This is a genomic window from Leptolyngbya sp. AS-A5 (assembly GCF_039962495.1).
In the GTDB taxonomy this organism is placed as follows: domain Bacteria; phylum Cyanobacteriota; class Cyanobacteriia; order Leptolyngbyales; family Leptolyngbyaceae; genus Leptolyngbya.
On sequence record NZ_JAMPLL010000001.1, the window covers coordinates 461,003 to 475,968 of the forward strand.

The following is a 14,966-nucleotide window of genomic DNA, read 5'->3' on the forward strand; positions in this document are numbered from 1 at the left end:
ACATTTCTTAGTACCCGCTAATCTCATGCCCGGTTGCGGTAATCGCTTGCTTGAAGGTTTCTTCTGAGGCTTTCGCTTCAACCGTTACAGTCCTTTGCTCTAGATCGATATCGACCTTCGCGTCGGGTTCGTGCGTCAAAATTGTTGCTTTGATATCTTCAGCAGCTTCGGGACTATCCAAAGTGGGAACGTGCAGTTTTAATGCCATAACATTCAACTCATACAACACTTTCAATGGTGTTGGGATTAGCGCGATCGAGACCCCCGCTGGAGATAGATTTTGTTGCAGAATATTGCGTTGTCCGGATTAAATCTTCGCTCTAGTGGAGAACACAGGTGCAGACTGCATAACTTTTTTCAATCGTCCCTATTGATAAATGATGGTCGCAGCTAAACATGCGGTGCCATTAGTATCCCTTTTCAAAAACGCCCCTATGAACATCCATCGCGGTATCGTTGCAGCGAGTCTTTTAGCCTTTGCCTGGATGAGTCCAGCCCTAGCAGCATCCGATCTCCTGACTCGCGGCGAAGTTTATAAACTCACAAATAGAGCGCAACTGCTTCAGAATAATCGTCCTGCTCGTCCTGCTCGATTAGCGGATGTGTTAGCACCTCAAGATGCAATTCGGACGGCGGCTCGATCGAGAGCAGAACTGTTATTTAACGAAGGTTCCCTGGCGCGGATTGGATCGAATGCGATTTTCCGATTTATCCCAGGGATGCGAGGTTTTCAGTTGCGAAACGGAACAGCGCTGATCATGAGTCCACCCACAACCGTCGCAACTCGGATCGAAACGCTCGAAGGACAAGCCATTGCAGAGCTACCGCCCAGCGCAGTTGATGTTCCTCCCACTAGCGAACAGTTTCCGCCCCGCAGCTTAGCAATGGCAATTGTAGTGGATGGCACAAATAACAAAGCGCAGTTTTTCAATCTCACTAACAATCCGATTCGGATTCTCGATGCAAAAGGCAACTCCGTTCTCCTCAATGCGGGTCAAACGGTTGCAGTGCAAAATGGCGTAATCGGACAGGTGCAAACCTTTGATCTCAGACGGTTTTATCAAACCAGTTCCCTTGCACTCGGTTTAGCACCCGGACAAGAAGCGACGATCGCGGCTGAATCTGCGCGAGTCCAGCAGACGTTGAACTTAGTCCGAGCAGCAACGATCGCAGCCTTGAATTTACAGGCACGTCAGTTGGCAGGACTCTGTACGCTGAATGCACAGGGCGGAGCAAGTACGCTCAGTACCAATTGCGTCACTACTGATTCAGATGATCCGCTCAGAAGATTCCAGGATCGCCGTGATGTCACCACTCCGCGACCGATTCAAGACTTGCCGATCGATATTCCAGTAGACACAGAACCTGTCACGCCACCCGGACAAACTTCACCGGGACAAACTTCACCGAGACAAACCCAACCCGCAACTGAGCCAGGAACAGTCATCTTCGGGGTTCAGCAGCAGTAATTGACTTAAGTTCAGCATTCACCTGGTAATTCTTTATGCGACACATTCTGATTGCTTTCTCTGCACTGGCAGCGATCGGCACCGTTCATCCTGCACTCGCCCAAGTGTCTCCCGACCCGGTTTCTTCCCCAATCGATCGCGCTCCCGAAAACAGCTCACAAAACAACTCACAGTCGAATCTCGATCCGCTTGATCCAGAAGACACAAAATCCGAACTGGGTGAAATTCAGATTATTGATCGCCCCCCGCCTCCGCGCCGTCAGCCGGATGTGCAATTGTTGGTGCGATCGTCTGCTTTCTCAAGCTCTAACATCACCGCTTTAGATGCCCTCAGAATTGGTGATGCGGTCTTCGTCAACAGTGCCCACCTGCTTGCAACCCCCAAACTCGGCGAGAACACGCGACTGATTGCGGCGGCGGGCGGCGGTATTACCCGCTTTGCCTCAGAAGGCGCTTCTAACTACAACTTCGTCAATTACAACGTTGCTGTTCAGCAGCGTCTTGCACCGGGAACCTTTGGACAATTGGGATGGGTGCAAGACACGCTGTACCGAGATTCAAACGGACAGCGATTGCTGCAAGACAATGCGGTTCAACTGATCGTAGGGCGACAAGACCAGATCAGTGAACAATTGCGGCTAGATTCGTTTTATGAACTCAGAGCGAGCTTTGCCAATCCAAATGAGCAAAGCCGTATTACCAATACGATCGGCGCGAGGTTGCGCTACGACATTACGCCCACTGTGCAAGGTGCATTAGATTATCGACTCACGTTCAAGAGCTTTACGCAGGTTGATCGATCCGACACTGAGCATCAAATCAGCGCGTTAATGACCTACAACATCAGCCCCGATGTCTTCTTGACGGGATCAGCCTCCTACTTATTTGGCCGATCGTCGAATAGCGCCATTAACCTAGATAACCTTTCCTTTGGTCTGGGATTGGGCTTTAACCTGCCGCTGTTCTAAGCCTGCATATTCTAAGCCTGCAATTGTTTCCAGCGCTGCTGTAAGTCAACGATCGTATAAACCGCTCGAAACTTCAAGCCCTGCTGTTGATAAAACTCTGCTCCTCCTTGTTGACGATCGACGAGCGAAATGACTTCCTCGACTCGATAGCCCGCATCGCGCAGTCGATCAACTGCTTTCATCGCCGATTGTCCGGTTGTCACCACATCTTCTAACACCACAACCGGACTTCCCTGCGGCAGCGTTAATCCTTCGATATACGCCTGTGTGCCATGTCCTTTCGCTTCTTTACGCACAATCAGCGCCGCGATCGTGCGCCCTTCATACGCTGCGACAACGCTGGTTGCAGTGACGATCGGATCAGCCCCTAGCGTCAATCCCGCCACCGCCACCGTTTCCGCATCCAGCAGCGATAATAGGACTCGACCTACTGCCAGCGCTCCTTGAGGATGCAGCGTTACCTGTTTTCCGTTGATGTAGTACGTGCTGCGCTGTCCCGAAGATAAGAGAAAATCACCCTCGCGATACGCCCCTGCACAGAAGAGATCCAACAGCCGATCGCGCACCTCATCGAGCGCGGCAGTTGCCCAAGGAAATGATTTTGCGTCAAACTTAGTTACATTTGTCATATACGGGCAAACTAATGAATGTTACGTGACAAAAATTAGAGATTTGGTTAAATTCATCACTCGAATCGCAAAATATACGGACTCGACCGAAGAAACACCAGTCTCGCTGTCACCCTTTAACCAATCATTGAGGATAAAGACTATGGGCGTTAGGATCAAGAGCCTGATTCGCGCAATTGGATTTAGCGCAGTTTCGAGCATGGTTGCCATGTCCGCGAACGCGCAAGATTCTGCATCTTCCGTGTTCCGTCCCCGCGAAGTCATCCCGAATGCAGTTGATCGTGCATTTTACGGTGCCTTGGGCGAGTTTTCTGATCGCAATCCCCTCAGAACCACGCAAACCATTCTAGGCACACCGTTTGGCTTTCCTGAGAACCAAATTTCTCGCGATGGTGAGCGGGTTCATCGCCTCTATGTGGATTTGCTCAATCAGCAAGTTTCAAGCGATCCGATTATTCGGACGGCTGATCTGCCCAATCCGTTTAATCTCTCAGTGTTGACGCTACCGACTGCCAGCAATCCGATCGCAGGCAGCGAATTCTCGATCGATCAGCCTTTAGATCCGCAATTCTCAGTCCAGGCCGTTCCGGTAGCGCAGCCCCCACGCCCAACACAACTGCTTCCCCAACGGTTTTAAAGGGTTTGGATTTTGGATTTTGGGTGACGCTAAAATCCAAAATCTTTTTAATCCAGGGTGCAGGAGTTGAACCCGCCTAAGGCGAATTATGAGTTCGCTGCCTAAACCGCTCGGCCAACCCTGGAACTAGCCGTATTGTAGCTGAGATTTTTCGGGTCTGTTCAAAAAATCGATCGCACACTCAAGTCTGCTCAAATTCAAATTTGCAGCATACAATTGCTGATGTAATCATTGCCCGATCGCTCATGAAAATCAATCCTACCGTTGCCCTCACGTTTTTATTGCTCGTTCTGATGACGGGAGCAGGCGTATTTACTGGAGCGTTGGGATTTGCGATCGGGCGGGAAGCGCTCAAGGGCATTACTCAACCAGATTCACGCCCAACGAATAAAGGAACAGCCCAAAACTCTAGTGTGCGCGAAGATATCGTGCTGCTTAAAGAAGAAGACATTCTAAAAACTGTGAAAGGACGAACAAGCACTGGGCGTTCTAGTTCACCCAGTCCCAATGCTTCTCCTCAATCAAACTCAGAAGAAGCCAAGCCTGCGTCCAATTCTGCCGCTAAACTACCGATGACGACTCAAACGAATGGAGTCGCGATGGATGTCACAGGCATTCGCAAGCAGGGTGAGTTTCTCTTGCTCGATGTTGCGCTGAAAAACAACAGCAATCAACCCGTAAAATTTCTCTACAGTTTTCTCAATGTCACCGATGATAAAGGACGCTTGATTGTGGCGGATACCGCCGGATTGCCGCCTGAATTGCCGTCAAAGAGCGATCGCTTTACCGGAACGATTAGCATTTCCACGTCGATGCTTGATGATGCTCAAAAAATTTCGCTGCAACTGAGCGATTACCCTGATCAGAAGCTTCAACTTAAGATGGCAGATATTCCGATCAAATCCCCTTAAACTGATCTACTCTGGCAATGTTCATCTTAAGCGCTCAATGACTGCTTCTATTCCACCCGTGTTGGCAGTTCCGACCCAGGATTTAAGTTTTACCGATATCGGATTGCGATTTCTTTCAGTATTGCTGCTGATTGCGATCAATGCCTTTTTTGTGACTGCGGAATTCTCGATCGTCTCGGTGCGTCGCTCCCGAATTAATCAATTAGTCGATGCTGGAGACGTGCAAGCCCGAACGGTGCAATCGCTCCAGCGCAGTATTGATCGATTGCTCTCCACCACGCAGCTTGGCATTACGCTGTCGAGTTTGGCGCTGGGCTGGATCGGGGAATCGACAATGGCAGTGGTCGTTGCGGTGTGGTTGAATCACTTGCCATTGCCCAGCGCATGGATTCAGCCGATTTCACACTCGCTCTCGACGGCGATCGCGTTTCTGATGATTGCTTATTTACAGATCGTATTAGGTGAACTCTGTCCTAAATCCGTCGCGCTTTTATATTCAGAAGAAATTGCCAGATTTTTAGGTCCGTTTAGTTTAGCGATCGCTCGATTTTTCAATCCATTCGTCTGGGCATTAAATCAATCCACTCGATTACTATTGCGCTTGATCGGCATTCAGTACACCGGACAGGGTTGGTACAACCAGGTCACACCCGAAGAGTTGCAGCTCATCATCGCAACTTCAACCGAATCGAGCGGACTGGAGCAAGAAGAACGTGAACTGCTGAGTAATGTCTTTGAGTTTGCGGAAGTTTCAGCCGAATCGGTAATGGTACGTCGTCCTAGCATGATCACGTTACCGATCGATGCGACAGTCCGCGATTTACTCGTCGAAGTCGCGGAAAGCGGACATTCTCGCTTTCCCATTACCGGAGAATCGCTGGATGACATTTGCGGGTTTGTGCATCTGAAGGAATTTGCAGAACCGTTGGTACAAGGAACATTGGATCTAGAAAGTCCGATTAAACCCTGGATTCAGCCGGCGCGATTCGTGCCAGAGTACACGACTTTAGGAGAGTTGCTCAGCTTGATGCAGCGCGATCGACAACATATGGTGCTAGTCGTCGATGAGTTCGGAGGCACAGCAGGATTAGTCACGATTCAGGATTTAGTCACTCAAATTATTGGTGATCCGCCTGAATCCGGAAGCGATGAAGATCAAGAGATTCAGATCGTCGATGAGAATACCTTCTTAATCCAAGCGCAAGTCGATGTCGAAGAAATCAACGATCGACTGCACCTCGGTTTGCCCATGATGGATGAGTACCAAACGCTGGGAGGCTTTCTGTTTTATCAGTGGCAGAAAATCCCACACAAGGGCGAAACGCTGCAATATGCCAACTATGAGCTAACCGTTGTCTCCGCAGAAGGGCCACGCCTACACGAAATTCGGGTGCATCGGATCGAAACACCCGCCATGCTCGATGAATTCTCTAAGCCGGATTAACCCGCATCAAAGGCTGCCCATATTCTACGGGTTGCCCGTTCTGCACTAGCACTTCGACAACCTCGCCCGCGACTTCGGCTTCGATTTCATTCATCACTTTCATCGCTTCGATGATGCAAACAACCTGCCCTTTTTGGATGCGAGTCCCAATATCAGCAAAAGGCGGCTCATCCGGAGAAGGAGCGCGGTAGAACGTGCCAACGATCGGCGAAACCACATCAACGAGCTTGCGATCGCTGATGGGTGCAGCGCTGGGTGCTTCCGGTTTTACAGGTTCAGGCGGCGGTGCAACTACAGGTTGAGGCATTACACCTGGAACAGGCGCGATCGCAGGCGCTTCGACTCGCGACCCGCGCCGTACCGTCAATTCAAAATCATCTGCTTTTAACGTTAATTCCGAAATATCTGTTTGATTTAACGTCGTTAATAATTCACGCAGTTCAGTGAGATCCAGTGGCACAGTATTGGTACTCCTCAAAAATCGGGGTCGAGATCAGAAAAAGCGAAGAGAGATTCTCTGATCTCTGACTCATTATTCTTTCTCTCTTCCCAAATAAGTATCATTTCGGGTATCGATTTTGATCTTTTCCCCGATGGTGATAAACAAGGGAACCATCACTTGTGCGCCTGTTTCGACGATCGCGGGTTTTGTGCCACCCGTTGCGGTATCGCCTTTCACGCCCGGATCGGTTTGCGTCACTTCGAGAACGACAGAGTTGGGAAGTTCTACTTCGAGAACTTGCTCATTCCAGCGCACGACGTTCACTTCCATGCCTTCTTTGAGGTATTTGACGCGATCGCCAATTTGCGCCGCGCTGAGACGACCTTCATCGTAGGTCTCCATGTCCATAAACACATACTCATCACCTTCTTTGTAGGTGTGCTGCATCGTGCTTTTTTCGAGCGTAGCTTGGGGAACCGTTTCCCCTGCCCGGAAGGTGCGTTCAACCACGTTGCCGTTTTGAGCATTCTTCAGCTTGGTGCGAACAAATGCAGACCCTTTACCCGGCTTAACGTGCAAAAACTCCACCACGCGCCACACTGAGCCATCAAGCTCAATACTGACACCGGGGCGAAAATCGTTACTGGAAATCATGACTTTAAATAAATGGGGAGAACGTTCGGCACTTCATTTTACCGCTCACCGATCGCTTTTTATCGCTCCCCAACATGGGACAATCAAAGCGGGCTGACTGATCTCTAGGTTTTAAGCTGTATGTCTTTTTGTAATGTTTCCTTCAAACGCTCTGTTGGCGCACTGATTTGTACGATCGCGCTCTTGATCGGGGTTGCTGCGCCTGTTTACGCGCTTCCTCAAGGGAATGCGATCAAAGATCCGAAAGCATTACTGCGCTATGCGTTGCCGATCAACAATGACGAAATTCGCCAAGTGCAATCGAGCCTCGAAGATATCTCGACTCAACTGCGAGCAAATCGTCGCTGGGGGGCGGTTACTTCAGATTTGAATCGAGCAGATCGGATTTTGTCACTGAAAAAAGATAAAATTTTGGCAAGTGTGGTAGACGATCGCAAGCCCGAAGCCGAGCAATTAATCGAGCAGCTAAAAGCCGGAATCGCGGAACTGACGGAAGTTGCTGCTGCGAAAGATAAGTCAAAAACATTAGAGAAGCGGGCGGAATTGCTCGATAAAGTGGGCGATATTGAATCGGCGATGGTGACTGGCTTTCCGTATGAAGTGCCGCAAGAGTACAACAATCTGCCGCAACTGAAAGGACGAGCCACGATCGCAGCCAAAACCTCGAAAGGTGATTTAACGATCGCGGTGGATGGTTATAGTGCACCCGTGACGGCTGGAAACTTTGTCGATCTGGTACAGCGAGGTTTTTATAACGGCTTACCCTTTACTCGCGCTGAAGAATCTTACGTGCTGCAAGTCGGTGATCCACCCGGAAAGGAAGTGGGATTTGTTGACCCGAAAACAAACCAATATCGGGCAGTTCCACTCGAAGTCTTAGTGAAAGGCGATAAGGTTCCGACCTACGGCATTACTTTAGAAGATGCAGGACGCTACCTTGATCCACCAGTGTTACCGTTCTCAGCGTATGGTGCTTTAGCGTTGGCACGTCCTGACTTTGATCCCAATGGTGGATCGTCTCAGTTCTTTTTCTTCTTGTTTGAGCCAGAATTAACTCCAGCAGGTGCAAACTTGCTCGACGGTCGATATTCGATTTTCGGCTTTGTGACAGACGGAGCAGATGTTTTGGGACAACTGAAAGCGGGAGATACGATCGAGTCGATGAAAGTTGTAGATGGCTTAGAAAACCTGGTCGAGCCAAAAGATGCTTAAAAGAAGCAGCGCTACTAACTTCAAAACTTAGTAGCGCTGCCTTCAAGATGATGCCGTAATTTGCTTTAGGATTCCTATGGACGAGAGTGACTTCAGTAGCAATCAGCGTAGCCATACGTTCCAAGCCGTTGAAGTATGCCTAATCCTAGCATTCGTCACCTCTTAAATTTATGTCTCTGACCGTTCAAGATATCGGCGAACAAGGGTTATTAAAGCGAGTTCAGGCATTCTGTCCGAGTGCGATTGTTGGAGACGATGCTGCTGTTTTGCCCACAGAACCGGGAAAATCACTGGTGATTACTTCTGATGTTCTCGTCGATGGTGTGCATTTTAGTGACCGAACCACACCGCCAGAATCCGCAGGTTGGAGAGCGATCGCTGCAAATCTTTCGGATCTCGCTGCAATGGGAGCCTTACCGCTTGGTATCACAGTCGGTTTAGGTCTACCGAAAACAACGCCCGTAGAATGGGTCGAACGGCTTTATCAAGGAATGTCGGATTGTTTGAATCAGTTTGGTGGAACGATCGTCGGCGGAGATTTATGTCGATCGCCTGTAGTTACGTTGGCAATTACTGCGTTTGGACAAGTTGATCTAGATCGTGTGATTCAGCGATCAACCGCTCAACCGGGTGATGCCATTTTCGTCACCGGAGTTCATGGCTCATCTCGCGCAGGTTTAGAAATGTTGTTGAACTCTGATCACGCTCCAGAACGAGCTTCTCTGATTCGCGCTCATCAATATCCGATTCCGCGATTTGATCTGCCCCAGTTTTCGGGTCGTGTTTCTGGCATGGATAGCAGCGATGGACTCGCAGACGCAGTGCTACAAATTTGCCGGATGAGCGGAGTTGGGGCAAAGCTCGACCGTGCGTTGATTCCGATCGATCCTGCCTTAAAGCAATGGGTTTCACCCCAACAAGCGAGCGAGTGGGCACTCTACGGCGGTGAGGATTTCGAGCTTGTTTTATCTTTACCGTTCGAGCAGGCGCAACAGTGGGTGAAGCAAGTGAAAGGATCAGCGATCGTCGGTGAAATTACTTCTGATTTGGCAGTTCAATTAATTGATTCTTCGGGTGGGTTTGACGATCGGCCTTTGAGCTTAGAACAGGGATTTCAGCATTTTAGCGGCTGAGAACCTGCGTTACTGTAGGCATAAGCGACTGAAATTCGCTGCGTTTTCTCTGGCAAGCTCCCATCTAACAAAAATTCCCGGTCGCACCAGTGTGCGACCGGGAATTTCATCAAAAAGAACTCTCTTATTTTTCCCACTTCTGGGCAACAACTTCAGCCAGGTCAACCACCCGCTGAGAATAGCCCCACTCGTTGTCATACCAAGCTACGACTTTCACCATGTCGCCGCCCATCACCATCGTCAAAGCCGCATCGATAATCGATGATTCATCGGTTCCCGCGTGATCGCTCGACACCAACGGCAGATCGCAATATTTCAGAATTCCTTTGAGCGAAGTTTCTGAAGCCTCTTTCAGCACTGCATTCACTTGATCGGCGATCGTGCTTTTCTCCACGTTCACCACAAGATCCACAACCGAAACGTTCGGAGTCGGAACGCGCAATGCAATTCCGTTCAGCTTTCCAGCTAGTTCAGGAAGTACTAGGGCAACCGCTTTCGCCGCACCGGTCGAAGTCGGCACAATGTTAATCGCCGCTGCCCGTGCCCGACGCAAATCCCGGTGGCTCGCATCAAGAATCCGCTGATCCCCAGTGTAGCTGTGGGTCGTCGTCATCGTACCTTTGATAATGCCAAAGTTTTCGTGGATCACTTTCGCGATCGGAGCCAAGCAGTTCGTCGTACAGCTTGCGTTACTGATGATGTGGTGCTTGTGATGGTCGTAATCTTCGTGGTTCACTCCCACGACAAACGTCCCATCTTCATTCTTGCCAGGTGCAGTGATCAGAACCTTTTTTGCACCTGCATTGAGATGCTTGGTTGCGCCCTCTTTCGAGATGAACACACCCGTTGATTCGATGATCAGATCAATGTCCCAGGCCCCCCAGGGTAGGTTTTCGGGATTGCGATCGGAGGTGCATTTAATCGTCTTACCGTTCACCGTGATCGTATTCTCGTCCGCGCTCACTTCGCCGGAGAATTTACCCAGCATCGAGTCATACTTGATCAAATGCGCGTTCGTTCTGGGATCAGACGTATCGTTAATCGCAACCAAATCCAGTCCCGTCGTCTGCCGCCCTGCCCAGCATCGCAAAAAGTTGCGTCCAATACGTCCAAAGCCGTTGATCGCTACTCTAACCACTGCGTCTTGCCCTCTGAATATAAATACCTATTGATGAGTCACATCATACCGTAAAAGGCAGCCGACTTCTCATCGACAAATGAATTGGGATCAGCAAGGCATAGCAAAGTCATCCGATCGCAGCCTCTACTCCTCAAGATAGAGCCAAAGAAGGTCAACCGAATCATTAATCTTCAGGACGACGACGGGCAAGCTAAAAAATAGATGCTATTTCAAAATAGTTGTGGCAAAATCTGTAGCACTCTGACGAATAAGACTGCACCTTGGGGGTGATTTTGGCAATAAATTGGAATTCGATCGAGGCACTCTTACAAGTCCTTTGAAAGAAGATTTGATCTAAAACAAATTTGAGTCAGCAGAACTTAGAAGCAGGGTTGATTCGGCGCTCTTCAGCGCATAAAAGATTTTAATTTTTCAGGAATCAGCCCGAATTTAAGTGAAGAGAATTGATTACAGTCCATCTAGAGTGACAACTTTGCAATCAGAATAATTCTTAGCTAGACTAAATTGTTTTGAATTGCGCTGAAGCGGCATTCTAGGAAGGCAAACTAGCTATCAAATTGTTTCAAATTACCGTATCGGTAGAAAGAGATCCTTGATATGATAGCGCGTGACATTGGTGTGGTGTGTAAGGAGAAAAATGCTGAGTTCCGTTGACTTCAGCGGCAGACCATTTCATTTTATCGGTATCGGTGGAATTGGAATGTCGGCCCTAGCTTATGTCTTGTTAGACCGTAAGTTACCTGTATCAGGTTCCGATCTGCGATCGAGCCATATTACCGAGCGATTGCAAACATCAGGCGCACAGATTTTTATCGGGCAAGATGCCTCAAATTTTGATCGTTTGCGATCGCGGACGACAGTGCCGCACCCTGTCGCAATCGGGGCTAACGTTGCCACGCTGGTTCCGCCTCAGAGCAAAACCGAACTGCCGCAAGTGGTTTGCTCCACCGCAATCAATCCCGCCAATCCTGAATACCGAGCCGCATTAGCGTTAGGCTGTCCCATCTTTCATCGATCGGATATTCTCGCTGCATTGATTCAGGAATATCGCAGCATCGCAGTCGCCGGGACTCACGGCAAAACCACAACGAGCAGCCTGATTAGCTACATGCTTCACGGAGCAAATCTTGACCCTACCGTGATTGTCGGTGGTGAGGTGAAAGCTTGGGAAGGCAACGCCCGCATCGGACATGGCGAATACTTGGTTGCAGAAGCCGACGAATCCGATGGATCGCTCGTAAAATTTGCGCCTTACATCGGAATCATCACTAACGCCGAACTAGACCATCCCGACCACTACAGCACCCTTGATCAAGTCGTCGAAACGTTCCAAACCTTTGCGAATCGCTGCAAAGTGACGATCGGATCAATTGATTGTGAAACGGTACGAGATCGCATCACACCCACCATTAGCTACAGTCTTGATCCGGCCACAAATGCAGATTACACCGTCGATCAGGTCCAATATCGCGGAGATGGCACAACCGCGCGAGTGTGGGAGCGAGGACAAGTCTTAGGACAGATTAAACTCCAAATTCTCGGACAGCATAATTTGAGTAATGCACTCGCCGCGATCGCGGTGGGTCGGTTATTGGGGCTGGAGTTTCAGACAATTGCAGCAGCGATCGCACCGTTTGAAGGAGCGCGTCGTCGGTTTGAGCATCGGGGTGATTATAACGACGTACTATTTATCGATGATTACGCTCACCATCCGAGCGAACTCCGGGTGACTTTGGCAGCCGCACGCCTGCAAGCCGGGAAAATTCATCCGCGTCGGCGCGTTGTAGCGATTTTTCAACCGCACCGCTACAGCCGCACTCAAACTTTTCTAGCAGAGTTTGCGGAATCGTTTGGGGATGCTGATGTGGTTGTTCTCAGTGACATCTACAGCGCTGGAGAAGCGAATACCGGGGAAGTTAGCGGTCAGACGCTCGCCAATCTGGTTGCAACTCATCATTCCAGTGTGCACTACCAACCATCCCTTGCTGCGATGGGCGATTTTCTAGCCAAACTTCTGACTCCGGGCGATCTTGCGATCTTTCTGGGGGCTGGAAATTTGAATCAGATTATCCCCGATGTGATGGCTTACCAACAGGGCGTTGAGAAAGCTGCTTCCTAGAAGCCGCACCCCCAATCTTGCTTGTAAGTCTTGCTTGTTGTGTTTCGTGCAATGGAGATCTAACCGTAACTCTAGCGATAGGTTGCGGTTAGATCTCGGGTTGAAGCCATACCTGTAGAAATGTTATGACACTCTCTATTGATTCTCGGACTGTTCATTCACCTGGTTCCGACGGTTCTCGATCGCCTAATGCGCTGGATCAACCGATTCGGTCTAAGATACTCACGATTCCGATCGTTGGTAGCGATGCTGTGCTGAAAGCTAATGTTCTCCTCGCCTCACTGACTTCATTTCGAGTCGGCGGACCTGCGGACTGGTATGCCGCACCCCGAACCCTTGAAGAACTACAAGCCTGTTTAGAGTGGGCGCATTCACAGGACGTACCGGTGACGATGCTAGGAGCGGGGTCGAATTTGCTGGTCAGCGATGCAGGCTTACCGGGGTTAGTGGTTTCAACTCGGCATCTACGGCACATTGAATTTGATGATGCGAACGGGCAAGTCACGGTAGGCGCAGGTGAACCGTTACCGCGTCTCGCTTGGAAACTCGCCGATCGAGGATGGCAGGGATTTGAATGGGCGGTGGGAATTCCGGGAACGGTGGGGGGTGCAGTGGTGATGAATGCAGGCGCACACAGCAGCAGTGTCTCGGAAATCTTGGTGAGTGCAACGGTATTGCTACCCGATGGAACGACGCAGATTCTTACGCCAGAGGAGCTGAAGTACGAATATCGCACCTCGGCTCTACAGGGCGGTTCGCGCTACGTGACTCAAGCAACCCTTCAACTGCGTCCGGGTGCGGATCCCACCGCAGTGAACACGGTTACAGCGAACCACAAACAACAGCGCCAGAACACCCAGCCCTACCATTTACCGAGTTGCGGCAGCGTGTTCCGCAATCCCGGAAACTATAAGGCAGGCTGGCTGATTGAGCAGGTGGGCTTGAAGGGATATCAGATCGGGGGCGCTCAGGTCGCGCAACGTCATGCGAATTTTATTCTCAACTGTGGGGGCGCGACAGCCTCGGATATTTTTCAACTGATTCATCATGTGCAACAGCGAGTGCAGCAGGAATGGTCGCTGTTGCTAGAGCCAGAAGTGAAAATGCTGGGTGAATTTTAGAGAGGGTAGGGAGATCCCTATACAATCGAGAATTTCCAAGTGAGTCGGATTTGCGCCTCGATGTCATAATAAAGCAGTTTGATGGTGTCTAGTGATTTCGATCGCTTTGGGCACCGCTATTCCACTCGTAACTTAATTAGAACGTTATGTCACAAGGACAGGGATTTGGCTTCGGGCTTGGCAAAATGCGCGAATTGACTGATGCCATTAAAAAAGCACAGCAGGTTCAAGAAGGCGCGAAACGGCTTCAGGAAGAACTAGAGCAAATGGAGATCGTGGGCGAATCTGGCGGCGGTCTGGTGAAAGTGACGATGAGTGGAAATCAGGAGCCGCTAAAGGTTGTGATTTCGCCAGATGCGCTGAAAGAAGATGCAGAAACGCTGTCCGATTTGGTTTTGGCAGCGACTCGTACCGCTTACGAAAACTCGACTGCAACCATGCGCCAGAAAATGGAAGACCTGACAGGCGGATTAAATTTGCCAGGATTGGGTTAAGGCGAGATCGTTCAAACTTATGATTAAACCGAGCTAGACTTTCATGGCTCGGTTTTTTAGCGTGGATGGATTAGAAACATGGCATATCGCTTATTGTTTGTGTGTTTGGGCAATATTTGTCGATCGCCCTCTGCCGAGAATATTATGAACCACCTAATTCAGCAGGCGGGATTAGAGCATGAGATTGTTTGTGATTCGGCGGGGACATCGAGCTATCACATCGGCAGTCCGCCCGATCGCAGAATGACGGCGGCGGCAAAACTGCGGGGAATTCAATTAGTCGGACGGGCGCGACAATTTGAACGATCGGATTTTGAAGAATTTGATCTGATTTTGGCGATGGATCACGACAATTATGAGGCGATTTGCTCGATCGATCCGGCTGGAACTTATCGCGATAAAGTTCAATTAATGTGTAATTTCTGCACAGAGCACACGCTGCGGGAGGTTCCTGATCCTTACTACGGTGGGCAAGAAGGATTTAACTTTGTGATCGATTTGCTGCTGGATGCGTGTCAAGGATTGTTGGACTTCATTATTAAGGAACAGAACTTAACGCCCTCTTCCGCCCGCTCGATCGAGCGATCGTGAT

The 14,966-nt window shown here is 49.8% G+C and carries 16 protein-coding genes and 1 tRNA gene; 11 read left to right on the forward strand and 6 right to left on the reverse strand.

What is annotated here, in order from left to right:
• Window positions 1–7: 7 nt before the first annotated feature.
• Window positions 8–208 (reverse strand): cation transporter, encoded by a 201-nt coding sequence (locus NC980_RS02280; RefSeq protein ID WP_190378846.1) that lies wholly within the window; start codon window positions 206–208, stop codon window positions 8–10.
• Between the two features lie 226 nt (window positions 209–434).
• Here NC980_RS02280 and NC980_RS02285 point away from each other — a divergent pair, with 226 nt between their 5' ends.
• Window positions 435–1,469: a hypothetical protein gene (locus tag NC980_RS02285; protein WP_190378847.1), complete on the forward strand. Its 1,035-nt coding sequence runs from the start codon at window positions 435–437 to the stop codon at window positions 1,467–1,469.
• Window positions 1,470–1,504: 35 nt separating this feature from the next.
• The gene (locus NC980_RS02290; RefSeq protein ID WP_190378848.1) at window positions 1,505–2,437 is read left to right on the forward strand and encodes an outer membrane beta-barrel protein; all 933 of its coding nucleotides are present in this window, start codon (window positions 1,505–1,507) and stop codon (window positions 2,435–2,437) included.
• Between the two features lie 11 nt (window positions 2,438–2,448).
• On the opposite strand, the gene pyrE is transcribed toward NC980_RS02290, so the two are convergent.
• The gene (pyrE, locus tag NC980_RS02295; RefSeq protein ID WP_190378849.1) at window positions 2,449–3,066 is read right to left on the reverse strand and encodes an orotate phosphoribosyltransferase; all 618 of its coding nucleotides are present in this window, start codon (window positions 3,064–3,066) and stop codon (window positions 2,449–2,451) included.
• 142 nt (window positions 3,067–3,208) lie between these two features.
• On the opposite strand from pyrE, the gene NC980_RS02300 reads away from it, so the two are divergent.
• A complete protein-coding gene (locus tag NC980_RS02300) occupies window positions 3,209–3,703 on the forward strand; it encodes a hypothetical protein (protein WP_190378850.1) in 495 nt (164 codons plus the stop codon).
• Between the two features lie 51 nt (window positions 3,704–3,754).
• On the opposite strand, the gene NC980_RS02305 is transcribed toward NC980_RS02300, so the two are convergent.
• Window positions 3,755–3,827 (reverse strand) — tRNA-Ile (locus NC980_RS02305).
• 121 nt (window positions 3,828–3,948) lie between these two features.
• Here NC980_RS02305 and NC980_RS02310 point away from each other — a divergent pair.
• Both NC980_RS02310 and NC980_RS02315 read left to right on the forward strand, forming a co-directional pair.
• Window positions 3,949–4,614, forward strand: a complete 666-nt coding sequence (locus NC980_RS02310) for a hypothetical protein (protein ID WP_190378851.1) — start codon at window positions 3,949–3,951, stop codon at window positions 4,612–4,614.
• A gap of 37 nt (window positions 4,615–4,651) precedes the next feature.
• On the forward strand, window positions 4,652–6,058 hold the full coding sequence (locus NC980_RS02315; RefSeq protein WP_190378852.1) for a hemolysin family protein: 1,407 nt from the start codon (window positions 4,652–4,654) through the stop codon (window positions 6,056–6,058).
• Here the strand turns inward: NC980_RS02315 and accB are convergent.
• Together accB and efp are read right to left on the reverse strand one after the other, a co-directional pair.
• Window positions 6,045–6,518 carry an acetyl-CoA carboxylase biotin carboxyl carrier protein gene (gene accB / locus NC980_RS02320; RefSeq protein WP_190378853.1) on the reverse strand — a complete coding sequence of 158 codons (474 nt, stop codon included), beginning with the start codon at window positions 6,516–6,518 and terminating at the stop codon, window positions 6,045–6,047. The two genes, NC980_RS02315 and accB, sit on opposite strands and share 14 nt — an antisense overlap.
• 72 nt (window positions 6,519–6,590) lie before the next feature.
• On the reverse strand, window positions 6,591–7,154 hold the full coding sequence (gene efp / locus NC980_RS02325; RefSeq protein ID WP_190378854.1) for an elongation factor P: 564 nt from the start codon (window positions 7,152–7,154) through the stop codon (window positions 6,591–6,593).
• Between the two features lie 120 nt (window positions 7,155–7,274).
• On the opposite strand from efp, the gene NC980_RS02330 reads away from it, so the two are divergent.
• Entirely contained in the window at window positions 7,275–8,366 is a 1,092-nt protein-coding gene (locus NC980_RS02330; protein ID WP_190378855.1) for a peptidylprolyl isomerase, read from the forward strand.
• Between the two features lie 170 nt (window positions 8,367–8,536).
• A complete protein-coding gene (gene thiL / locus NC980_RS02335) occupies window positions 8,537–9,499 on the forward strand; it encodes a thiamine-phosphate kinase (RefSeq protein WP_190378856.1) in 963 nt (320 codons plus the stop codon).
• Window positions 9,500–9,623: 124 nt separating this feature from the next.
• On the opposite strand, the gene NC980_RS02340 is transcribed toward thiL, so the two are convergent.
• Entirely contained in the window at window positions 9,624–10,637 is a 1,014-nt protein-coding gene (locus NC980_RS02340; RefSeq protein ID WP_190378857.1) for a type I glyceraldehyde-3-phosphate dehydrogenase, read from the reverse strand.
• A gap of 640 nt (window positions 10,638–11,277) precedes the next feature.
• Here NC980_RS02340 and murC point away from each other — a divergent pair.
• From murC to NC980_RS02360, 4 genes are all read left to right on the forward strand, one after another.
• Window positions 11,278–12,759, forward strand: a complete 1,482-nt coding sequence (gene murC, locus NC980_RS02345) for a UDP-N-acetylmuramate--L-alanine ligase (RefSeq protein ID WP_190378858.1) — start codon at window positions 11,278–11,280, stop codon at window positions 12,757–12,759.
• 125 nt (window positions 12,760–12,884) lie between these two features.
• Window positions 12,885–13,880: a UDP-N-acetylmuramate dehydrogenase gene (murB, locus tag NC980_RS02350; protein WP_190378859.1), complete on the forward strand. Its 996-nt coding sequence runs from the start codon at window positions 12,885–12,887 to the stop codon at window positions 13,878–13,880.
• Between the two features lie 146 nt (window positions 13,881–14,026).
• Window positions 14,027–14,374, forward strand: coding sequence for a YbaB/EbfC family nucleoid-associated protein (locus NC980_RS02355; protein WP_190378860.1), 348 nt, complete (start codon window positions 14,027–14,029; stop codon window positions 14,372–14,374).
• A gap of 78 nt (window positions 14,375–14,452) precedes the next feature.
• Window positions 14,453–14,965 carry a low molecular weight protein-tyrosine-phosphatase gene (locus NC980_RS02360; protein ID WP_190378861.1) on the forward strand — a complete coding sequence of 171 codons (513 nt, stop codon included), beginning with the start codon at window positions 14,453–14,455 and terminating at the stop codon, window positions 14,963–14,965.
• The last annotated feature ends 1 nt before the right edge of the window (window position 14,966 follow it).

Coding starts and splice junctions, on each gene's coding strand:
- NC980_RS02280 (WP_190378846.1), bottom strand. CDS start 208: ATGGCATTAAAACTGCACGTTCCCACTTTGGATAGTCCCGAAGCTGCT.
- NC980_RS02285 (WP_190378847.1), top strand. CDS start 435: ATGAACATCCATCGCGGTATCGTTGCAGCGAGTCTTTTAGCCTTTGCC.
- NC980_RS02290 (WP_190378848.1), top strand. CDS start 1,505: ATGCGACACATTCTGATTGCTTTCTCTGCACTGGCAGCGATCGGCACC.
- pyrE (WP_190378849.1), bottom strand. CDS start 3,066: ATGACAAATGTAACTAAGTTTGACGCAAAATCATTTCCTTGGGCAACT.
- NC980_RS02300 (WP_190378850.1), top strand. CDS start 3,209: ATGGGCGTTAGGATCAAGAGCCTGATTCGCGCAATTGGATTTAGCGCA.
- NC980_RS02310 (WP_190378851.1), top strand. CDS start 3,949: ATGAAAATCAATCCTACCGTTGCCCTCACGTTTTTATTGCTCGTTCTG.
- NC980_RS02315 (WP_190378852.1), top strand. CDS start 4,652: ATGACTGCTTCTATTCCACCCGTGTTGGCAGTTCCGACCCAGGATTTA.
- efp (WP_190378854.1), bottom strand. CDS start 7,154: ATGATTTCCAGTAACGATTTTCGCCCCGGTGTCAGTATTGAGCTTGAT.
- NC980_RS02330 (WP_190378855.1), top strand. CDS start 7,275: ATGTCTTTTTGTAATGTTTCCTTCAAACGCTCTGTTGGCGCACTGATT.
- thiL (WP_190378856.1), top strand. CDS start 8,537: ATGTCTCTGACCGTTCAAGATATCGGCGAACAAGGGTTATTAAAGCGA.
- murC (WP_190378858.1), top strand. CDS start 11,278: ATGCTGAGTTCCGTTGACTTCAGCGGCAGACCATTTCATTTTATCGGT.
- murB (WP_190378859.1), top strand. CDS start 12,885: ATGACACTCTCTATTGATTCTCGGACTGTTCATTCACCTGGTTCCGAC.
- NC980_RS02355 (WP_190378860.1), top strand. CDS start 14,027: ATGTCACAAGGACAGGGATTTGGCTTCGGGCTTGGCAAAATGCGCGAA.
- NC980_RS02360 (WP_190378861.1), top strand. CDS start 14,453: ATGGCATATCGCTTATTGTTTGTGTGTTTGGGCAATATTTGTCGATCG.